The organism is Citrobacter sp. T1.2D-1 (genome assembly GCF_950098555.1).
Classification (GTDB): Bacteria; Pseudomonadota; Gammaproteobacteria; order Enterobacterales; family Enterobacteriaceae; genus Citrobacter_A; species Citrobacter_A telavivensis.
The window spans coordinates 205629-226625 of record NZ_CATNHH010000003.1 but is presented as its reverse complement, the minus strand read 5'-3'; the positions used below and the strand labels follow the sequence as shown (position 1 = coordinate 226625).

The following is a 20997-nucleotide window of genomic DNA, read 5'->3' as shown; positions in this document are numbered from 1 at the left end:
AACAAAAATTATTTTATAGACTTGCAAGTCGATAAACTTTAGATATGAATTAGATATATCTAAATAACATCAGGAGACGATGATGCAAAACCATCATGAAGGTTGCTGTAAACATACAGAGCACCAACACGAAGGCTGCTGCAAGGGTGAAGGACATCACCACGAAAGCCGCCACAGTGAGCACCATGCAGGCTGCTGCAAAAGTGAAGAGCATCGCCACGCAGGCTGTCACCAGAAACATCACCACGAACAGGGTGCGGACGCCGCCACGGTCGCGGCGGAGGTGGTGGTCGTCGCCAGTGCATCTCCGTCACTAACAACGAAGTCGCTGCCGACGAACAGAAAAAATTGCGCGAACAGGGCTTAAGGCCTGGAGATCCTGATTGGGAAAAGTGGGGGATCTGTGATTATATCACCAAACCACGTGTACAAGCTGCTATCACAGGCAAAACGCCGAATGAACAACCGATTAAGGGCAATTATAGGTTTACAGACGAGTTCCCAATGTCTGACGGTTTTGAGGAAAATGCCGAGTTTTTCACTCTGACCTACGAAGCTGAGAAGTCGGTTAGCCACAACTTGGCCTTTGTTCGCATTGCGCCGTTGCTATGGCTACGCGCGGGTGCGCGCGGCGAACGTATTGAAAAAATACCGGGTATACGGATTTAATGGTTGATGGGGCACCTTCACCCCATCAATCTGATACCACCCTCAGATGGTTGATAGATCGACTCCGTAGTTGAGTTCCTCTGCGAAGTCCGGCAGTCCGTAACCGATGGTTTTCTTGTAGAAAGGAGAGACCTTCGCAGTCGGTGCCTTCTTCTTGTGCTTCGTGGTGTAGAGCATTCGTGCCCGCATCACCTCGAAGGAGTAACCGCGCCCTTCACGGTTCTTGTCCTTGGCCAGTCGGTTGATGGACTCCGTGTAAGCGTTGGTGACGGGCATGTCCGTCTCGAAGTAGGTCATGGTCTCTTCGCGCCAGTTTCCCACTGCCCTGACCAGATCGCTCCAGACTTCCTTTTGGCCCTTCGGGATGGTGGCTATCCACTCGTCCAGGGCGGCTTCTGCCTGGAGCCGTGTGGTGGCGTCCCAGATGCCGTAGAAGCGCTCCTTGTGCTCGTAGGCGGCCAGCAGTTGCGGGAACGCGCCTGTCCAGGTCTCCATGATGAGGCGCTCCCGGTCTGAGACTTCGTGAGCGCGTTTCAGCAGGATTTTCCGGTCTCCCTTGAGAGTCCGGCTCTGGGACGGTTTCAGCTCCTTTCTGAGGCCCTTGCGCACTCTCTCTAGGGCATCGTTGGCCATGCGCACCACATGGGACTTATCGACCACGATACGGGCCTGGGGCAGCACAGCCTTGACCGCTGCCCGGTAGGGGTTCCACATGTCCATGCTGACGATCTCGACCTTCTGCCGGTCTTTCAGCTTCATCAGGTAGTTGGTCACCACGTCCTGGCGGCGGGTGGCCAGCAGGTCGAGCAGGGTTCGCTCCTCAATGTTGGTCAGAATGCAGCGGTAGCGCTTGTTCAGGTATAGCTCGTCAATGCCCAGGATGCGGGGCGTCTCGAAGCGGTGCCAGCGCCCCAGGAACTCGGCGCGGGCGTTGAAGATGTCGCGCACCGTCTTCTCGTCCAGGCCGGTCTGTGCCGCCACAAAGGTGTAGGGGTGGTTGAAGGATTCCTTCTCCACGTACTCATGCAGCCGCAGTGTCATACGGAATCCGTCCACCATCTCCGGTAGCTGGGGCCTGAATGTTGTCTTGCAGGCCCGGCAGGTGTATCGGCGGCGGACCACCCAGAGAGTGACCCGCTTGCCGTGGATGGGCAGATCACGATAGGGAACGTCACGCTTGCCGAACCGTACGAACTCACCCTGCACGCCGCATTCCTCGCAGGCGATGGGATCGGGCACGTCCACCTGGAAGTGCATTTCGTCGTCGGTTGATTTGCAGCCCAGTACTTGGTATTGCGGCAGGTGAAGGATGTTGTCGGGAAGTTCGGTCATGGTGTTGTATAGGCGTAGGTGTCAGTCAGATCCATCCGACTCGGCATTGGTGTTTGCTTTTTTACCCAACAAGCTGCTGGAAACGAAAAGTAAGGCACCGAGGACAATTGCAATATCAGCCAGGTTGAAGGCCGGCCAATGCCAGTCTCGCCAATAGAAATCAAAGGAATCCACAACATAGCCGCGAAAGACCCGGTCAATCAGGTTGCCCATGGCGCCACCGAGGATAAGACTGTAAGCGATGGCTTCTCCTTTATGACGATTTTCAAGGATCAGCTTGATCAGAAAAATCGAGACCACTACCGCGATTCCGATAAAAAAGTAGCGCTGCCAGCCTCCACCATTCGCAAAAAGACTGAATGCGGCACCGGTGTTCCATAGGTGCACCCAGTTAAAGAACGGGGTCACCGAAACATACTCGCCATAGGCCATTGATTGCTGCACCAGCCACTTTACAGCCTGATCAGACGCTGCCAGCAGGCCCGATATGGACAATAGGGCATACGGCGAGAGCTTTTTGCCAATAATGAGCATTATTTAACCCTTCAACGCCAAAATGCGTCTGGCACCGTTAAGTACAATGCCCCCCGCGATGGTGCCGATAATCAGATCCGGATAATTGGAACCGGTCCACGCGACCAGGGCGCCGGCGGTGATGACCCCCAGGTTGATCACCACGTCGTTGGCCGAGAATATCCAGCTTGCCTTCATGTGCGCCCCGCCTTCCCGATGTTTGGATATGAGCAGCAGACAACTGGTATTGGCAATCAATGCGACGAATGCGATAGCCATCATCACCAGCGATTCAGGCTCACTACCGAATACAAAGCGTCTCACCACCTCTACGAGCACGCCCACAGCCAAGATCAGTTGCAGTACACCAGCAAGATGCGCGGCACGTACCTGCATTTTCACGCTATGTCCAACCGCATAAAGGGCAAGCCCGTACACCGCCGCATCGGCAAAATTGTCCAGGGATTCTCCAATCAGGCCGGTGGACCGGGCGATCAGACCGGCAGTCATTTCCACCACTAACAGAAGTGCATTGATGCCGAGCAACCAGCGCAGGGTCCCGGATTCTTGCTTAGCAGAAGCTGCCGAAAACTCGGCGGCCTTGATGGTCTCCGGATTTGCAGCGACGGTTTCCTGAAGCGAGGCGCCTAGCCCCAAGGTCTTCAGTTTCGAGGTGACGGGCTCGACCTCGCCGTCATGCACGACCTTCAGCCGGCGGTTCGACAAGTCGAAGGACAGCGCCCGAATCTCCTCAAAGCCGTTCAGGGCTAGGCGAATCATTCGTTCTTCTGATGGACAGTCCATCTTCGGCACGGCATAAACACTGACCCATCTCCCTGGCGCCTCGGAGGAGGCCTGTATATCGGTATCCGCTGCGGACGTTGCATCACCGCCACAGGCGCCACCACAGGATTTGCTCATGATACGACTCCACTTGAACAATGTTGTGGTACCATTTAAAACTATAAAGCTACTATAAGGTCAATAGAGTAAAGAATCCGTTGGGGAGGAGGCTGATGCGCATTGGTCAGTTGGCGCAGTTGGTAGGGGTCGAAACACAGACGATCCGCTTCTATGAACAGCAGGGCTTGTTGCCGCCGCCTGATCGGCAGGACAACGGTTACCGTGTCTATACCGAGAAGCATGGTGAGGGGCTGGCCTTCATCCGTCGCTGCAGAATCCTGGGCCTGTCACTGGCTGAGATTCACGAACTACAGAGCTATCAGGACGACCCTCATCAGCCTTGTACCGCCGTCAACGCCTTGCTCGATGATCACATCTCTCATGTGCGGTCGCAGATAACCGCTCTGCAAGCGCTTGAGAAACAACTCGTTTCACTGAGAGCGAGTTGCAACGATGACCGGGAAGTTGAGGCGTGTGGGGTTCTTGCTGGAATTAGCGAAGGAAACATGCACCAGCAGTAGGTGAAGCATCAACCAGATAATCCGATGAGATGCCGGTCTGTCTCACTCTCATGCAAAGGTAAGATCAACCATTTAATCCGCTTACCCAAAATACCTACTAAAGGATGGGAAGTGACCGATGCGTACGGTCTACTGCTAGATGTAGACCAAGCAACCCCATTCATTGAAGCCATTGATACCTCCAGTGGCGTGTGCGTGGCTTTCATCGTTACTGATGATGACCGTCACTTCCAGTCTGTAACAAAACGTTTGCCAAAAGATGTTGAACCAGTGCGGTTATACGAGTCGTACCTGACCAATTTCAGCTTCACCAGTGGGGAATGGACAGAATGAAATTTACTCTCAAGGACTATCAGCGCGATGCGGTACATGATGCTCTGGCGAATCTCAGGAAGGCTCGACGTTACTGGCACAACGAGAGCGACAAAAGCGCCTTCTCTTTAACGGCTGTAACCGGTGCGGGTAAGACCGTCATGGCTGCTGCTGCATTTGAAGCATTGTTTCATGGTGACGACGAATTTAATTTCGATGCAGATCCCGGCGCGGTGGTGATCTGGTTCAGTGATGATCCAGCACTGAATGAGCAAACCCGTTTTCGCCTGATGGAGGCGAGTGACCGTATCAACTACAACGATATGGTGGTAGTTGAACATCCCTTCAGTCGGCGTAAGTTTCAGGCTGGAAAAATCTATTTCCTTAACACGCAGAAGTTTGGCAAAAAAAGCCTCCTGGTGCGCGGGTTCGATGATAAAGGCGGCCTTTTCGAAGCAGCCCCTGATGCACAGGCTTATACGCTGTGGGATACCATCCAGAACACCATCGAAGACCCGGATCTGACCCTTTACTTAGTGCTGGATGAAGCGCACAGAGGGATGGGCTCGTCAACGGCTTCCAGTGAAGCTGCTAAGAGTACTATTGTACAACGGCTTATCAATGGTTCGGCTGGAGTGAAGGGTATTCCAGTAGTGTGGGGTATTTCCGCCACAGTTGAACGTTTCGACAAAGCCATTGCCAATGCTGGTCATCATGTCAAACTGCCGAATGTGGTGGTTGACCCCGCTAAAGTGCAGGAATCTGGACTTATCAAGGACGATATCATTCTGGGTGTGCCTGATGAAGCTGGTGACTTCGATACCGTGTGGGTACGCCGTGCTGCCGACAAACTCAGGGAAGCGACCGATGCCTGGGCAGAGTACGCAAGACAGCAGGAAACCGTGCGCGAAGTAGTGCCGCTAATGGTATTCCAGGTACCTAATACGCCTGACCCGAATGAGGTGGGGCGTTGGCTGGATACGTTATTCTCCCGTTATCCTGAATTGTCCATTGACAGTGTTGCTCATGTCTTCGGTGAACACACCACACAACGTTTCGGCCAACATCAGGTGCCTTATATTGAACCGCAGCGGGTGCAGGAATCAACCTGGATGCGAGTACTGATTGCTAAAGATGCCATCAGCACTGGCTGGGATTGCCCACGTGCCGAAGTGATGGTTTCCTTCCGCGCAGCCAGCCACAGGACGCATATTACGCAATTGTTGGGGCGTATGGTGCGTACTCCATTGGCGAGACGTATTCCGGGTAATGAGCGTTTAAACTCTGTAGAATGCCTGTTGCCCAAGTTTAATACCAATACCGTGAGAGATGTCGTCAATACCTTGTTTAAGGGCGATGATACCTCTCCTCCAAGCGGACGCATCCTGGTTAACCCTGTGGAGATGAAACCTAACCCGGCTGCTTCAGCTGAAGTATGGGAAGCATTTGAAGCGCTACCTTCTCAAACCCGACCACAGAAAGGAGCCAGACCCGCCAGACGTCTGACCGCGCTGGCACAGGAACTGGTTGATGACGGCATTCTTGATGGGGCAGTCAGGAAATCCCATGCTGCTTTGCACGCTGTTCTGGACAAGTTCCAGATAGAAAATGCCGAGAAAATCAAAAACAAACGCAATGCAGTGCTCGTCGTAGATGGTAAGGCTGTGGTTGCCAGCCTCAAGAACAAAGCAATGACCTTCAACGAATTCTGGGAGGAGGCGGACGTAACGGTGATTGATGACGCCTACCGGCGTGCAGCCCGAATTTTCAGCCCGGATGTTTCACGTACCTATGTCGAATATCTGGCCGGTAAGGTTGCGGATCGAGAAGAGGATGCAGAGGAATATCTGGAAGCAATCATGGAGGCTCGTGTTACCGTTGCTGGCATGGGGCTGGTGATGGAGGTGCAGGATTACTTCGATGGCGAGGCCGATAGACTGGCGAAGGCGTGGCTGGCCGAGTACACACCGCAAATCAAGTCGTTGAAAGATGAGCGTAAAGAGGCCTATCGTCAAATCGTCGAAATGAGTACCGAACCGCAGGATGTGGATCTGGTCAGGCCGGCGAACAAGTTTGAAATGACCAGGGTGCGTGAAGGTGAAAAGGAAGCTGACCTTCCAGTCTGGAAACACCATTTGTTGTGTGACGAAAACGGGATCTATCCGGCTCTGTTGAACCATTGGGAAACCAAGGTTTTTGAGATCGAAACCAAACGTGAAGGATTTGCTTTCTGGTATCGTAATCCACAGTACACAGGGCAGTCGTCACTGGGAATCGCTTATGTTGAAGCTGAACAGTACAAGATTGTTCGTCCCGATTTCCTGTTCTTTGCCGAACAGGATGGCAAAATGGTTGTGGACCTGGTAGATCCACATAGCCTACATCTGGCTGATGCTTTGCCCAAACTGAAAGGACTTGCGCTATATGCCGAACATCATTCTGATGCTTACAGGCGAATCGAATCTGTCGCCGAAGTAAAGGGTAAATTACGAGTGTTAGATTTGAAACGGCAGGATGTGCAGGATGCTGTTGCTACCGCTGAAAATGCAGAAACGTTATTTAGTAGCGGACTTGCTGATGACTATCAGTAATCTATAGAAAATTGCGTAACGAAACTGCATTTTAGTAATTTTTTGAAACAATACAAATAAGGCCTTCTCACTGAGAAGGCCATTACCGACTTACAGTTCGATTTGGCTACAGCCGAAGTTACGGTCTCCTTCACCAAACACTTTGCTTTCAACTTTGGTCAGGTAGTCCAGTCGGGTTAACAGCGCCTGGTAGTTCTGCTGGAAGTCAGTACTATTGGTGTCTAGCACATACTTACAGTTTTCAGGAAAATGGACCAGACCAGGGTGATCGTCTCTCTCCAGTCTCAGGGCGCTGTACCAGGCTCCTGTGATCATCCCTCTAAGGTTATCGTCCTGATCGTAATCCCCGAGGTGGTAGTAAGCGTCTTTGTTGAACAACAGGCAAATGTGATAGTGGCATTTACCTGATTCAGAATACTCTTTCGCCCATATAATAAATAAAGGGCAACGGTAGATGCGTTTATCCTCACGCACCTTACGGGTACGGTCAGCCTCCAGCTTAGCTCTGAGGGATTCACGCATCCGGGATATCACCCCAGGTTCCAGGTTAGGGAAGCAACAAATATTGTCACCGTCATCAACTATCTTCGGATAGTGGAGATCGACACGTACAGCAATTAACCTAGGATACCGGTTAGTCAAATAACATAATAATTTATTAATCTTACTCTGATATTCGAGGATATGTACTCCATGAGTACCTTGATATGTTTTCATAATATATACCTGTAGTTGGTCCTACGGTCTATAGCAGACCGTATAGGGATGCCATACAGGTAGGGCTATTCATGGTCACTGTTGTCGGTATATACTGGTATCAGATTTTAGTACGGACATACTGATCTGATTACTACTCTTACTGATTAATACTGGCTAATACAGGTAGTAAGGGTATACAACGCCATTATAATACCTATCCAACATCTAAATCTGAGACGAAGGTAGCCCCAGCCTGTGATGGCTGTTTAAAAGTCACTCTGCAATTAGCTTCGAGAAAAAATAATATTTCTGATGGAATCAAACCAAATCAGTGGTCTCCACAGGCTGGATAAATATAGTTTTACCTCGCTTCGCAGCCATTATCTTACGCTGTGAGTAAAGAGTGCTTAGTAATTCGCTCACTGTCGCTTTGTTTCTGAACCGATTGGGGCCATACTGCAATATCGTGTTTTTTCTGAGATAAGGGATCGTATTTCTCACGCAATATTCTTTTATCCAACAGTAAAGATCGTGAGCCTCTGAGCCTACAAGTGTCGATTCTTGCTGTTTTGAGAAAAGCCTTACATACTCGTCCACGTACCATGAAATTATCTGTATGGCTGCTTCAACAGCAATGAGTGAAATATCTCCGCCACTCCCCTCGAAGTAGTGCAGTAAAGCAGCTACTCTCGCCATATTCTCTGTGACCTTAGAAGCATAGTCTTTGAAGTCAGAAAGAAAACCAAGCATCCCCATCTCAGATTCAACTTTATTATAAAACTCAATCATTCGTTGTTCCGCCTCAGGACAAAAAAAGAGGCATTCCCGTTTATTTTCATCATGTCGTATCATATTTTCAGTGATGATCTCCATCAATCGTTGGTGGAATACTGGCAAATGTTCGGTTGAAGTCACTGGGCTGGTAATTTTCCTGTAACCCTGGGTTGAGTCTGGCTGACAGAGCAAGGCGCGGGCAAAAAAACCTATCCCTTTAGCCATCTCTCCATTAGACTCCTGATATGCTCTAAAAATAACAGGTTGTAGCATTGCAGACAGAGTAACTCTGGCATCCTTAATAAATTGTTCCGGGCTACATTTCCTTTCCACTGAAAATGTTGAGCCATCCCACATTTTGTTGATGAAAGGCAGATCATTTAGTGTATGACCTTTAAATATGGTGCCTGCTTCATCGGAAGTTATGCCAATAGCCCGCCATTGACCACAGAGAAACTGTTTAATCGCCGCCGGAGTGGCATCATTAAACATCAACTTGTACCTTACTGGCTCTTCCGGGCGGTTTTCCATAAGAGCTTTTAATTGTGCTTCAGTCGCGGAAGAATCTTTATTTCGCCTGATCTCCGATTTCAGCTTTGATGTTAACGCCTTTTGTTGGGTATTAAACACTTGCATGTTATTTTCCCAGGTTTCATAATCCCTCATGTATTGTATAAACTTTTGTTCCTCCAAATCGTACAGCGGCTTCATTAATGCTTTATCCACACTGCTTTTCCTTTCTCCAGAATCAGCCAGTGTCAGCAAAAATAAAGATACGGGACTACGCAAATGATTAAACCGGCAAACATCAATCCCGTTTTGACTGGCAAGGGAAATAGCACCAAGGGCAGATGCGGCAACTAGCGCTAATGGTGCCTGTGTATTTTGAGTTACCTCATAAACCGCATTTCTGATAATCAATGGCAGTACTTGTACAGGGAACGGACGACTAATAAGCATGAAAACCTCTGTATAGATTAAGGATAAATTTATTTCACCTTAGCGGCTATTCCGCTATTAGTAGCGGAAATAGCAAGATGAAACCGTGTTCATTAAAGATAAAACGAACCGAAAACACGACTTTTTGATTAACGAATGCTGATCCAGCAAAGAAGATCACTCAGCAGCCAGGCACAAGATTTTGGCCCAATCGACTTACGTAAAGGGAAGCGGCCTGCTCGTTCAAGTTTCCATGCTGTAGATCGTGATACTGATGTGATACGCTGGCGTTCACGTTCACGAACCAGACGATCTGACCTCTCGCCATAGTTCTGTAAAGCCTGTAAACGCTGCTCGGGGGTAGGTTGAGTAAAAGAATTGTGCATGATTGCCTCCTGTGGTTTCGATGGAGACAATCATGTTTCAGGACGGGAGATTTGGAAAGTGATGCACTTTTGGAGATGCGCTTAGTAAGCGCTTAGTTTTTGGGTTTCTTAAGCCACTTTCTGACATCACTTGTAGTGAATGCGACCGGGAACTGAAAATCGTCCGAGGCCGCCAATTTGTTGAGTTCATCTGCAATTATAGCGGTTTTACTTTTGGAGCCACTTCCATATTTTTGACTGAACATAGTCATAAACAAATATAGACCTTTTATTTTTTCGCCCTTAATTCTTTGCCTTCTATCTGTAAATGCAGCTGGTTTTTCAAACCATTCAAGAAGTGTACTTTCTGATATATTTGCTTTCCACATTTCATCATAATCAACTTTAAATTTACTGACAACAGGAACGCCATTGTTCCTCACGACAGTTTCATGCATAAGCAAACAAACAGCAAAATTCTCTTTTTTAGTTTCAAAAACAGCCTCTTTTGATTTTTTCTCAACTGTTACGCCATTAAATTTATCATCAGGGTTGAATGAAGGAAAGACGGACTTTAGCACATTAACATCGATATAGAGATCATCATTATTGATGCCGTTATCACCGTCAAAAATCAAATAGTCCTCATCGTAAACACTATAGACATATACCGCACCAGATGAATCAGCCTTAAGACTAAATGACTCTTTATCAGTGAGAATATAATTACCATTATTAAAGGCTGCTAGTTTAGTCGGGACAACAACCCAATATCCCAATGCAGTCCCTGCGTATTCATAGTTGAAATACTCACCTTGAATTGATCTTGATATTTTAAAACCTTTAGTTATCTTCAAGTGCGATTTTAGCGGCAGGTCAGGGATGAATTTTAAAATTGAATGTGCCTTACTGTCTTCTGACAGGTAAAATTCATCCCCATTACTAATAAGCTGCTCTCCGCCTATATGTAGCGAAGGCGAAATACAGCGTGACAATCTACATTTTTTGCCATTTCCGCCAAAATACAAAAAAAGTTGTATACGTTTAGAAAACCATGCATCCAGTATTTTCTGAACGATATGCTGATCAGTTATTTTTGACAACGAAAAAAAATTAGAATTCATCCCTCTCTCCCATCAGGCAGACACTTATCATTTGTCGATAATAACAAATTAAGTGTCGCCTGACACAGCAATCGCCCCTAAAAAGTGATCCATCTTATATTTCACTACTCGGGAGTATAACTTACTATGTTCTTTTGAAGAGACTTACCACGTTGTGATCTTACCCAGCAATAGTGGACACGCGGCTAAGTGAGTAAACTCTCAGTCAGAGGTGACTCACATGACAAAAACAGTATCAACCAGTAAAAAACCCCGTAAACAGCATTCGCCTGAATTTCGCAGTGAAGCCCTGAAGCTTGCTGAACGCATCGGTGTTACTGCCGCAGCCCGTGAACTCAGCCTGTATGAATCACAGCTCTACAACTGGCGCAGTAAACAGCAAAATCAGCAGACGTCTTCTGAACGTGAACTGGAGATGTCTACCGAGATTGCACGTCTCAAACGCCAGCTGGCAGAACGGGATGAAGAGCTGGCTATCCTCCAAAAGGCCGCGACATACTTCGCGAAGCGCCTGAAATGAAGTATGTCTTTATTGAAAAACATCAGGCTGAGTTCAGCATCAAAGCAATGTGCCGCGTGCTCCGGGTGGCCCGCAGCGGCTGGTATACGTGGTGTCAGCGGCGGACAAGGATAAGCACGCGTCAGCAGTTCCGCCAACACTGCGACAGCGTTGTCCTCGCGGCTTTTACCCGGTCAAAACAGCGTTACGGTGCCCCACGCCTGACGGATGAACTGCGTGCTCAGGGTTACCCCTTTAACGTAAAAACCGTGGCGGCAAGCCTGCGCCGTCAGGGACTGAGGGCAAAGGCCTCCCGGAAGTTCAGCCCGGTCAGCTACCGCGCACACGGCCTGCCTGTGTCAGAAAATCTGTTGGAGCAGGATTTTTACGCCAGTGGCCCGAACCAGAAGTGGGCAGGAGACATCACGTACTTACGTACAGATGAAGGCTGGCTGTATCTGGCAGTGGTCATTGACCTGTGGTCACGTGCCGTTATTGGCTGGTCAATGTCGCCACGCATGACGGCGCAACTGGCCTGCGATGCCCTGCAGATGGCGCTGTGGCGGCGTAAGAGGCCCCGGAACGTTATCGTTCACACTGACCGTGGAGGCCAGTACTGTTCAGCAGATTATCAGGCGCAACTGAAGCGGCATAATCTGCGTGGAAGTATGAGCGCAAAAGGTTGCTGCTACGATAATGCCTGCGTGGAAAGCTTCTTTCATTCGCTGAAAGTGGAATGTATCCATGGAGAACACTTTATCAGCCGGGAAATAATGCGGGCAACGGTATTTAATTATATCGAATGTGATTACAATCGGTGGCGGCGGCACAGTTGGTGTGGCGGCCTCAGTCCGGAACAATTTGAAAACCAGAACCTCGCTTAGGCCTGTGTCCATATTACGTGGGTAGGATCATTGTTTTCCTGCTGTCGCTGATAGTTGTTGACCCTATCTTCCCAGATCTCAAGCGCCCTGCGCTTTTCAGGCAAGTAATCATAACGATCATAGTGTTTCGAGCTGACGTCATTCAAAGCGTGATTCTGGATACGGTCGCGGATCTCTTTGCTGATCCCCGCCTCCCCCATCAGCGTTTTACATGTGCGACGTAAATCTCGCGCTGTGAAAACTTTAAACTTAGGATTAAAAGCCCGGAAATACATGATGGAACGGGCCAGGCTATCGGTACGTACCGGTCGTTCGCCGTTGGTCGAGAGCGGGAAGATATAGGGGCTGTTACTTTCCTTAGTCAGTTCTTTCACTGAGGCTAATTCACTTAATGCCGATTCAGTCAATGGGATCAGGTGCTCCCGTTTGTTTTTCGATACATCGGCTATGACCAGTAACGTCTTTTGCTGCCAGTCAATCGCGCTCCATTGGCTGGCAATCATTTCAAACGGTCGCTGCCCGCCAGCATAAACGCAGAAGCGGATAAGGTGCTGCATCAACGGCCCAACGTTAGTTGCCTGGTCGAACTGCTCCATGACAATACGTAGCTCTTCCAGCGTTAACCATGTGTCACCAACTTTCTCCGCCGAGGATTGCTTTGGTATGGCCGATACCGGGTTAACCTCAAGCCCAAACGTAATCCCCACGCTGCTATTCATCGGATCGTTGTCGGCTTTAAGACCGTAGTTAAATGCCGCCATCAGGTAGGAACGAATTCGGTTTGCATGGACCACCGCATCTCGCTGGATAATGCCAGACAAGATCGTTTTGATCTGTAAGGGCGTGACATCCTTCGCTTTGGTCTCTCGAGGAATGACTGAATAGCACTCTTTTTCAAGTCGCTTCAGTACATCGGCCCAAGTCCGCTTATTGTCGAGCTTCATCTTGTTAACGTAACCATGTACCAGCTCTTTAAACGATCCCTGAGAACGGTGAAGCTGCATGATGTGCTGCTCAGCCAGGCGTTGTTGCTCAAGCTCTTGCTGAGGTTCTTTTCCTTCAACAAGCCAGGCCCCGTACTTTTTCGCCAGCTCATTGGCGGTCACCAATTTCATCTCAGGCCAGATACCTAACTGAATGAATCTCTCTTTCTTTCCTTTCTCAACGTAGTAACGGAAATAAAAAACTTTGCTGCCTGAAGGCTGAACCTTAACGCCAAGCCTGCCGGTACCACGCTGAGCACTGTTGCTCCACACGTAGTACGACGTGCTTTTTGTCTTCAATCCGCGTATAGCAGTCTCAGTAAGATTAGCGGCCATGAGGTTACCTTTCTAAGGATAAGCGTTACCTGACCCGATGCCCATTTTGGGTCAGGTAATGGGTCAGGTAACGATAGTACAATGAGGAGACGAGACAACCAATCAGAAACAAAAACAACATCATAACTGATTGATTATAGACAATTAAAAATACAATAAGCGTCAATAGCGAACGATTAGAAGCATGCCGATTTTATGACTCATAATCGCTTGGTCGCTGGTTCAAGTCCAGCAGGGGCCACCAAATTCAATGAGTTACAACAGCGCGGAAGTAAGAGAAAGGGATGCTCTTCCCCTACAGGCAAGAGCATCAAGACAGGTTGTTGACTTCACGCGCGCTCAACTTCGACCAGTTCCTGAAGCTGCTCACGCATATACAGTGAAAAATACTCAGGGTTTTTAATCAATACCCGCTCTCCGGACTCAAACTTTTCAGCCCATCCGGCTAATTTCTGCGTAAAACCGGGGTTCCACCCCTCCTGTTCCCCCCGGGCCGTGACGTCTGCTGCGCTAGCCGGGAATCCCAGTTCTTTCAGATACTTCAAAATTCCTTTCGCCGTGCTTTCATCCATAGGTTCAGGTGAAGAGGCCGAAGTGTTCATACCGTTAATGAAATCTAATGCTTTATCAATGACTGCAGGCATACTTTTATCCTTAAAATTTACCATGTAAAACACAAGACTACCCTATGACCTTAAACCGATTTCAGCGTCAAAGAAATCATTAAATTTCATTGTCCCGACGGCGCTCACTTTACTTGTTGTGCCAGTAAGCCGCTGCTCGGACTAACTGCTGATCAAACGGTTCCTGCTCAAAGCGCTGGCTGAGTTTTTTCACCACTTTCCCTTCCCCGGTGATCCAGATGAAGTAATCTTCTTCCGGCACCTCAATCTGCGCCAGTCGTGCGGCAACCGCCTGCTCATCGTGTCCCAGCCATTCAATGGCAAACCCGTCCAGATGCGCGAGATAATCCTGATATGCCGGATCGGCGACGCTCACCAGCGCGGTCACCGTCGGTTTTACCGGTAAGCGACTCAGCGCCTCAAGACGACGACGCAGCGCCGGCATGCCTGACTCATCGCAAACATAAACCTGATATGCGTAATCTTCCGGCACCACCAGCGAACCACGTGGCCCACCGATCGTTAACGTATCGCCTGCGCGCGCCTGTAACGCCCAGGAACTTGCCACGCCGCCGTCGTGGATAAAGAAATCCAGCGCCAGTTCATGACGGGCTTCATCGTACAGCGGCGTATAGTCGCGAGAAACTGGACGTACGCCCTCTCCCCAGACAATGCCCTCTTCCGTCACGGTTGGCGGAACAAAATGGCTGCCGGGTTGCGGGAAAAACACCTTGCTGTGATCGTCAAAACCGCGCGAGCTAAAACCTTCCAGTGCATCGCCGCCGAGGACAATACGCTGAAAACCCGTGCCAATACGTTCTACGCGCAAAACGGTAAGTTCGCGAAAGCGCAGTTCATTGCGCACACGCTGAGGGTAACATGAAGTTTTATCCATCATCTTTTGGCCTTAGTGTAATAATCAGATATATCGAAATAAATTTTCAAATGATAATGATTGTTAATCACCAGGATTGCAAGTCATTTTTTGATAGTTTCTGGAAGATTACACCTAATAATATTTATCGTTAAAATTCATACAATTAATAAAAATATCAACATTGAACTTGTCATAATTTATTCTTTAGATATAAATTAGATATATCTAAACAACATCAGGAGATTATCATGCGACATCATCATGAAGGTTGCTGTAAAGGCGAAGGGCATCATCACGACGGTTGCGAACATCGTCACGGTAGAGGCGGTGGAGGTGGACGGCGTCAGCGCTTTTTTGGTCATGGGGAGCTGCGTCTGGTGATTCTGGACATTCTTTCCCGCGAGGCCAGTCACGGCTATGAGTTGATCAAAGCCATCGAAAATCTGACGCAGGGCAACTATACGCCGAGTCCTGGCGTGATCTATCCAACGCTGGATTTCCTCCAGGATCAGGCCTTTATTACGATAAGCGAAGAGGAGGGTGGACGTAAAAAAATCACCCTCACCGACACCGGCGCACAGTGGCTGGAAGAGAATCGTGAACATCTCGGTCACATCCAGGAACGCGTTAATGCGCGCAATGTCGGCTTTGAGTTGCGTAAGAACCCGCAGATGAAGCGAGCGCTGGAAAACTTCAAGGCGGTGCTTGATCTGAGGGTAAATCAGGGTGACATCAGCGACGCACAGCTTAAAAAGATCATTGGCGTGATCGACCGCGCGGCGCTGGAAATCACTCAGCTTGATTAAGCAGGCAAGGCATCGCCTTCGCGAACGCGGAACACTTTCACCATCTCTTTTAAGTGTAACGCCTGCTCGTTCAGTGACGCCGCTGCCGCAACGGACTCCTCAACCAGACAGGAGTTCTGTTGCGTGGTGGCGTCAATCAGGCCAATCGCGCTGTTGATCTGCGAGATACCCTCGGTCTGCTCACGACTGGCCTGGCCGATCTCCCGTAGGATCACATCCATCTCTTCAACGTTGTTTACCATGCCGTTAATCAGGGCATTAGCCTTCTCGACCAGTTGCATCCCTTCTTGGGTCTGACCGGTGGAATCCTCAATCAGATGGCGAATCTCGCTGGCAGAAGACGCGCTCTTCTGCGCCAGTTGGCGTACCTCTCCCGCTACCACGGCAAATCCGCGGCCATGCTCACCGGCTCGCGCAGCTTCAACCGCCGCATTCAGCGCCAGAATATTAGTCTGAAAGGCAATAGAGTCAATCAGGTTGATGATGTCTGACATCCGGTTAGTCGTTTCATTAATCACGCGCATTTTCTGCGTCACCTGATTCATCATCTCGCCATTGTTCTTCACGACGGTCGCCGCCCCCGCTGAGAGTTTCGTCGCTTCTCCGGTATGTTCGGCGGTATTTTTGACCGTGGCAGTGATCTGCTCCATCGACGCTGCGGTCTGCTCGACAGAGCTCGCCTGTTCTTCGGTACGCGCAGCCAGATCCTGGTTTCCGGCGACAATCTGCGCCGCCGCGCTGGAGATATTCTCTGAGCCGTTCTGAACCTCCTGGACTATCTCCAGCAGACGAGTTTTCATTACCATCAGCGCATGCAGCAGTTCGCCGGTCTCATCTTTCTGCGTGGTAATGATATTGCGGGTCAGGTCACCCTCGGCAATCGCTTCGGCAAACTGCACCGCTTCATTCAACGGCCGGGTGATGGAACGCACGATATACCAGCCCATGATACAGCCCGCGGCAATGCCGATGAGCGCCAGTGCGCTAAGCAGCGCCCGGTTCGTGTTAAAGTCGCTTTCCACCTGTGCGCCAGCGCGCAGCATCTGCCTGTCTTCAATGGCGATCAATGCCTGAACTTTAGCTTTATAGTCCTGCTGTACATTAACCGTCGTGGTCATCATCTCCTGCATCGCCGCCTGTCGGTTATGGTTTTGCAGTTCCTGCAGAATGCGAAATCGGGAGGCGAGATACTGCTCACGCACATCGCGGATCCCAGCGATGACATTCTTCGATTCGGCATTCAACGGCGCGGCGTTCAGTTCATCCAGCAGCACCGTGATTTGCTCGCTTATGGCGTCGAGTTTTTTCTGTGACGTCTGGGCCCACCGCCCCTCTTCGTCCATCAGCATCAGTTGCTGCGTGCTGACAAAATCCTGGAAATGATCGACAAGCTTGTTGGCTTTTACCGTGATGGGATAATCATTGGTAATGATGTTTTGCATACCACTGTTGGCGCGGTCCAGGCTAAATAAGGAAAGGCCCGAACTCACCATCATCAGTACAATAAACAATCCAAACGCGATAAATAATTTTGAGCGAATTTTCATGTTACGCAAAAACATATATTCTCCCTGGAGATAGTTTTCTTCAGACAGATTCCTTATCGGTAACAATTTCACTAACTTTATGAATTTGATCGCTTTTTATTATCAATAATTGCTGGTAAATAGTTTTTAACGATGAATAGAGGCAGACCGATCGTTATATAAACGATTTTTTATAATGTCTAAATAGCAAAAAGAGGGAAACTGAAAGCGGTTAATAAAATAGAGAAATAACCCGTAGGTGGTAATATTTAATATGCTGTTAACATTATTATTACAATAACGCTTGCCGTTACAGGCAAGCGTTGATGAGGATAAAGGAAAGGATTAGTGCAGCACCGTCACGGCATCTTCCAGACGGCTGGCGCGGTGTTTCACCATGGCGGACACCTGGGCGCTCTCTTCAACCAGTTCGGCGTTCTTTTGTGTAATGTGGTTAAGTTCATCCACCGCACGCGTCAGGCTGGTCAAGCCATCTGACTGTTCCAGTGTGGAATGGCTAATCTGCGCAATCAACTGGGTGACGTTCTGAACCTGAGAGACAATATCATCCATCGTGCGCCCCGCCGCATGGACCTGCTGGGAGCCAGACTGCACTTTATCCGCACTGGCATCGATCAGCTTGCGAATATCGTTCGCCGCGCTGGCGCTGCGACTGGCCAGATGGCGTACTTCACCCGCCACAACGGCAAACCCTTTCCCCTGCTCACCCGCCCTGGCCGCTTCAACCGCGGCGTTTAGCGCAAGGATATTCGTCTGGAAAGCGATGTCGTTGATAAGCGTAGTGATGGTACCGATGCGCTGCGTGCTGTTGGCGATGTCATCCATGGTTTTAATCACGGTGTCCATCGCCTCGCCGCCCTGCGTCGCCGCGTTACTGGCAGCAATCGACAGCTTATCGGCTGCGGACGCGGTTTCTGAGTTTTGTTTAACCGACGCCGCCATTTGATTCATGGTGGTCACCGTCTGCTGCACGTTATCGACCGTCTGACGGGTGTGCTTATTCAGATCGTCATTACCTTTCGCCAGCGTTTCGCTGCCGTTTCTGACGCTCGACACCTGGCTTGAAACATCGTTGATTAGCCAGCGACACATCAGACCAAGCTGTCCGACGGCGCGTAGCATCAATCCCAGTTCGTCGCTGCGGTTCAGATGCGCCACGCTGTTCCGCTCACCGGTCGCCACCTTCAGCGCCTGTTTCGCTACATTCTCAATCGGGCGAACAATCTGCCACTCAAATGCAGCCGTACCCAGCAGCATCACCAGCGCGCACATCAGTTGTGCGGGCCATAACGCACCGGACAGTTGCAGCGTCGCCGCCAGCACGCCATAAATGAGCACCATCACGCAACGAACCCGCCAACGCACCGGCATTGCCGGCAGTTTCCCGAGCCATCCTTTACGCACCACCAACCCCTTGTGGATCCGGCGCGAACAACGGCCTTCATTGAGCGCCTGATATAAAGGCTCAACGGCGGCGATCTCCGCGTCCGTCGCGCGGGTACGGATCGACATGTATCCCGTCACGTTCCCCTCGCGTACCATCGGTACCGCGTTCGCCCTTACCCAGTAATGATCGCCATTTTTACGGCGGTTCTTGACGATGCCGCTCCACGGCTCGCCCTGCTGCAGGGTGTACCACATGTCGGCAAAGGCCGCTTTCGGCATATCCGGGTGACGCACCAGGTTATGAGGTTGCGCCAACAATTCATTGATCGAATAACCGCTGATATTGACGAAGGTATCGTTGGCGTGAGTGATGTAACTGTGGAGATCGGTAGTCGACATGAGGGTCGTATCGTCATCCAGCGGTGTATTTTGCTGGGTGACGTAGAGATGAGAAGACATAGTCGCGTCCTGTGCTAGTTATCTGGCTGTTAACTTTTTTGTCAGATGTTATTTCGGCGCTAACAGATTTATCTTTAGATGTTAAATTTGATTTAGATCGCAATTTGCGATTAAACCTCACGATTTGTATGAATTCTAATTGATTGATTTAAAATACTTTCAGTTTGAAACTATAAAATCCCCCTGAGAGATACGCACTGTTACTGCACAATTTTTGCACTATTTCCGCGCAGTTGCCCCTTCTGAAGCCACTCTCGTGCGGTCTTCATTCTGCGCAAAAACTCAGCAACTGTTAACAAATAAGATTAAATGTTGCACAACAACTCTTCTCCCTGGTGTTTATCCCGATTTTCGTCAGCGCCGCCGGGATGGCGCAATCCCTGCAATACTTAAATCGGTATCATGTGATACGCGAGCCCCGGGAGCATATTTTGAACAGGTTACCTTCCAGCGCATCGGCTTTGGCCTGCAGCGCGCACGCACTGAATCTCATTGAGAAGCGAACGCTTGATCATGAGGAGATGAAAGCACTTAACCGAGAGGTGATTGATTACTTCAAAGAGCATGTCAATCCGGGATTTTTAGAGTATCGCAAATCTGTTACCGCCGGCGGGGATTACGGAGCCGTAGAGTGGCAAGCGGGAGGTCTGAATACGCTTGTCGACACCCAGGGACAGGAGTTTGTCGACTGCCTGGGAGGTTTTGGAATTTTCAACGTGGGGCACCGTAATCCAGTTGTGGTTTCCGCCGTACAGAATCAACTCGCGAAACAACCTCTGCATAGTCAGGAGCTGCTTGACCCGCTACGGGCCATGCTGGCAAAAACCCTTGCTGCCCTGGCACCCGGAAAACTGAAATACAGCTTCTTTTGCAACAGTGGCACGGAATCGGTCGAAGCGGCGCTGAAACTGGCGAAGGCCTACCAGTCACCACGCGGCAAATTTACCTTCATCGCCACCAGCGGCGCGTTCCACGGTAAGTCGCTGGGCGCGCTGTCCGCCACCGCCAAATCCACTTTCCGCAAGCCGTTTATGCCGCTATTACCGGGTTTCCGTCATGTGCCGTTCGGTAATATTGAGGCTATGCGTACCGCGCTCAGCGAGTGCCAAAAAACCGGAGATGATGTGGCGGCGGTGATTCTGGAACCTATCCAGGGTGAAGGCGGCGTGATCCTGCCACCACAGGGTTATCTCACCGCCGTGCGTAAACTCTGCGATGAGTTTGGCGCGCTGATGATCCTCGATGAGGTCCAGACCGGCATGGGGCGAACCGGCAAGATGTTTGCCTGTGAACATGAGAACGTGCAGCCTGACATTCTCTGCCTCGCAAAAGCGCTGGGAGGCGGCGTGATGCCGATTGGCGCAACGATCGCCACCGAAGAGGTTTTTTCAGTACTGTTCGATAACCCGTTCCTGCACACCACGACCTTTGGCGGTAACCCGCTGGCCTGTGCGGCCGCGCTGGCGACCATCAATGTCCTGCTGGAACAAAACCTGCCGGCACAAGCGGAACAGAAAGGCGATATCCTGCTGGACGGTTTCCGCCAACTGGCGCGGGAGTACCCCGATCTGGTGCAGGACGCGCGCGGGAAAGGGATGCTGATGGCAATCGAGTTTGTCGACAATGAAACGGGCTACCGTTTCGCCAGCGAGATGTTCCGCCAGCGGGTACTGGTTGCCGGGACGCTAAACAACTCGAAAACGATCCGCATCGAACCGCCGTTAACGCTGACGATCGAGCAGTGCGAACAGGTACTAAAAGCCGCGCGTAAAGCGCTGGCGGCACTGCGAGTGAGTGTCGAAGAGGTCTAAACTCAATGCCGGGACATTCTGTCAGGCAAACAAAAGCCCCCTGC

19 protein-coding genes and 1 pseudogene are annotated in these 20997 nt (G+C 50.1%); 8 read left to right on the top strand and 12 right to left on the bottom strand.

Annotated features, from left to right (window positions below; genetic code table 11):
• Positions 1-82: 82 nt before the first annotated feature.
• Both QQZ17_RS26310 and QQZ17_RS05790 read left to right on the top strand, forming a co-directional pair.
• Positions 83-300, top strand: a pseudogene (locus QQZ17_RS26310) (PadR family transcriptional regulator); the annotation flags it as partial.
• A gap of 48 nt (positions 301-348) precedes the next feature.
• Complete coding sequence (locus tag QQZ17_RS05790; protein ID WP_044066934.1) at positions 349-669, top strand: hypothetical protein; 321 nt, start codon at positions 349-351, stop codon at positions 667-669.
• Positions 670-711: 42 nt separating this feature from the next.
• On the opposite strand, the gene QQZ17_RS05785 is transcribed toward QQZ17_RS05790, so the two are convergent.
• From QQZ17_RS05785 to QQZ17_RS05775, 3 genes are read right to left on the bottom strand one after another with little or no spacing between them, the layout of a single operon-like run.
• Positions 712-2001 (bottom strand): ISL3-like element ISPpu12 family transposase, encoded by a 1290-nt coding sequence (locus QQZ17_RS05785; protein WP_032669179.1) that lies wholly within the window; start codon positions 1999-2001, stop codon positions 712-714.
• Between the two features lie 21 nt (positions 2002-2022).
• Entirely contained in the window at positions 2023-2535 is a 513-nt protein-coding gene (gene lspA, locus QQZ17_RS05780) for a signal peptidase II (protein WP_003821921.1), read from the bottom strand.
• A gap of 3 nt (positions 2536-2538) precedes the next feature.
• Positions 2539-3435, bottom strand: coding sequence for a cation transporter (locus QQZ17_RS05775; protein WP_152406076.1), 897 nt, complete (start codon positions 3433-3435; stop codon positions 2539-2541).
• A gap of 95 nt (positions 3436-3530) precedes the next feature.
• Between QQZ17_RS05775 and cadR the strand changes: the two genes are divergently transcribed.
• The 3 genes from cadR to QQZ17_RS05760 all read left to right on the top strand — a co-directional run bounded on the left by cadR (position 3531) and on the right by QQZ17_RS05760 (position 6841).
• A complete protein-coding gene (cadR, locus tag QQZ17_RS05770) occupies positions 3531-3938 on the top strand; it encodes a Cd(II)/Pb(II)-responsive transcriptional regulator (protein ID WP_004364961.1) in 408 nt (135 codons plus the stop codon).
• A gap of 111 nt (positions 3939-4049) precedes the next feature.
• Positions 4050-4271 (top strand): hypothetical protein, encoded by a 222-nt coding sequence (locus QQZ17_RS05765; RefSeq protein WP_032669177.1) that lies wholly within the window; start codon positions 4050-4052, stop codon positions 4269-4271.
• Entirely contained in the window at positions 4268-6841 is a 2574-nt protein-coding gene (locus QQZ17_RS05760; protein WP_032669175.1) for a DEAD/DEAH box helicase, read from the top strand. The genes QQZ17_RS05765 and QQZ17_RS05760 overlap by 4 nt, the downstream gene beginning before the upstream one ends.
• A 90-nt stretch (positions 6842-6931) precedes the next feature.
• Here QQZ17_RS05760 and QQZ17_RS05755 read toward each other — a convergent pair whose 3' ends face one another.
• The 4 genes from QQZ17_RS05755 to QQZ17_RS05740 all read right to left on the bottom strand — a co-directional run bounded on the left by QQZ17_RS05755 (position 6932) and on the right by QQZ17_RS05740 (position 10742).
• Entirely contained in the window at positions 6932-7558 is a 627-nt protein-coding gene (locus tag QQZ17_RS05755; RefSeq protein WP_032669173.1) for an inovirus Gp2 family protein, read from the bottom strand.
• Between the two features lie 300 nt (positions 7559-7858).
• Entirely contained in the window at positions 7859-9274 is a 1416-nt protein-coding gene (locus QQZ17_RS05750; protein ID WP_032669172.1) for a YfjI family protein, read from the bottom strand.
• A gap of 128 nt (positions 9275-9402) precedes the next feature.
• Positions 9403-9639, bottom strand: coding sequence for a helix-turn-helix transcriptional regulator (locus QQZ17_RS05745; RefSeq protein ID WP_044066940.1), 237 nt, complete (start codon positions 9637-9639; stop codon positions 9403-9405).
• Between the two features lie 92 nt (positions 9640-9731).
• Positions 9732-10742 (bottom strand): hypothetical protein, encoded by a 1011-nt coding sequence (locus QQZ17_RS05740; protein WP_032669170.1) that lies wholly within the window; start codon positions 10740-10742, stop codon positions 9732-9734.
• Positions 10743-10962: 220 nt separating this feature from the next.
• Between QQZ17_RS05740 and QQZ17_RS05735 the strand changes: the two genes are divergently transcribed.
• Positions 10963-12125 (top strand): IS3-like element IS3 family transposase gene (locus QQZ17_RS05735; RefSeq protein WP_085947598.1). Its coding sequence is split into 2 segments (ribosomal slippage): positions 10963-11224 and positions 11224-12125, totalling 1164 coding nucleotides; the frame shifts between segments, so codons are not numbered across the junction.
• On the opposite strand, the gene QQZ17_RS05730 is transcribed toward QQZ17_RS05735, so the two are convergent.
• From QQZ17_RS05730 to QQZ17_RS05720, 3 genes are all read right to left on the bottom strand, one after another.
• Positions 12122-13444, bottom strand: a complete 1323-nt coding sequence (locus tag QQZ17_RS05730) for a tyrosine-type recombinase/integrase (protein WP_114499438.1) — start codon at positions 13442-13444, stop codon at positions 12122-12124. The two genes, QQZ17_RS05735 and QQZ17_RS05730, sit on opposite strands and share 4 nt — an antisense overlap.
• A gap of 329 nt (positions 13445-13773) precedes the next feature.
• Positions 13774-14112 (bottom strand): DUF1889 family protein, encoded by a 339-nt coding sequence (locus QQZ17_RS05725; protein WP_152406402.1) that lies wholly within the window; start codon positions 14110-14112, stop codon positions 13774-13776.
• 85 nt (positions 14113-14197) lie between these two features.
• Positions 14198-14965 carry a siderophore-interacting protein gene (locus QQZ17_RS05720; RefSeq protein WP_152406077.1) on the bottom strand — a complete coding sequence of 256 codons (768 nt, stop codon included), beginning with the start codon at positions 14963-14965 and terminating at the stop codon, positions 14198-14200.
• A gap of 224 nt (positions 14966-15189) precedes the next feature.
• Here QQZ17_RS05720 and QQZ17_RS05715 point away from each other — a divergent pair, with 224 nt between their 5' ends.
• Positions 15190-15750: a PadR family transcriptional regulator gene (locus QQZ17_RS05715; RefSeq protein ID WP_152406078.1), complete on the top strand. Its 561-nt coding sequence runs from the start codon at positions 15190-15192 to the stop codon at positions 15748-15750.
• Here the strand turns inward: QQZ17_RS05715 and QQZ17_RS05710 are convergent.
• Entirely contained in the window at positions 15747-17312 is a 1566-nt protein-coding gene (locus QQZ17_RS05710; RefSeq protein WP_152406079.1) for a methyl-accepting chemotaxis protein, read from the bottom strand. The two genes, QQZ17_RS05715 and QQZ17_RS05710, sit on opposite strands and share 4 nt — an antisense overlap.
• Positions 17313-17621: 309 nt before the next feature.
• On the bottom strand, positions 17622-19142 hold the full coding sequence (locus QQZ17_RS05705) for a methyl-accepting chemotaxis protein (protein WP_152406080.1): 1521 nt from the start codon (positions 19140-19142) through the stop codon (positions 17622-17624).
• Between the two features lie 431 nt (positions 19143-19573).
• Here QQZ17_RS05705 and ygjG point away from each other — a divergent pair, with 431 nt between their 5' ends.
• The gene (gene ygjG, locus QQZ17_RS05700) at positions 19574-20953 is read left to right on the top strand and encodes a putrescine aminotransferase (RefSeq protein ID WP_187696674.1); all 1380 of its coding nucleotides are present in this window, start codon (positions 19574-19576) and stop codon (positions 20951-20953) included.
• Positions 20954-20997 lie beyond the last annotated feature (44 nt).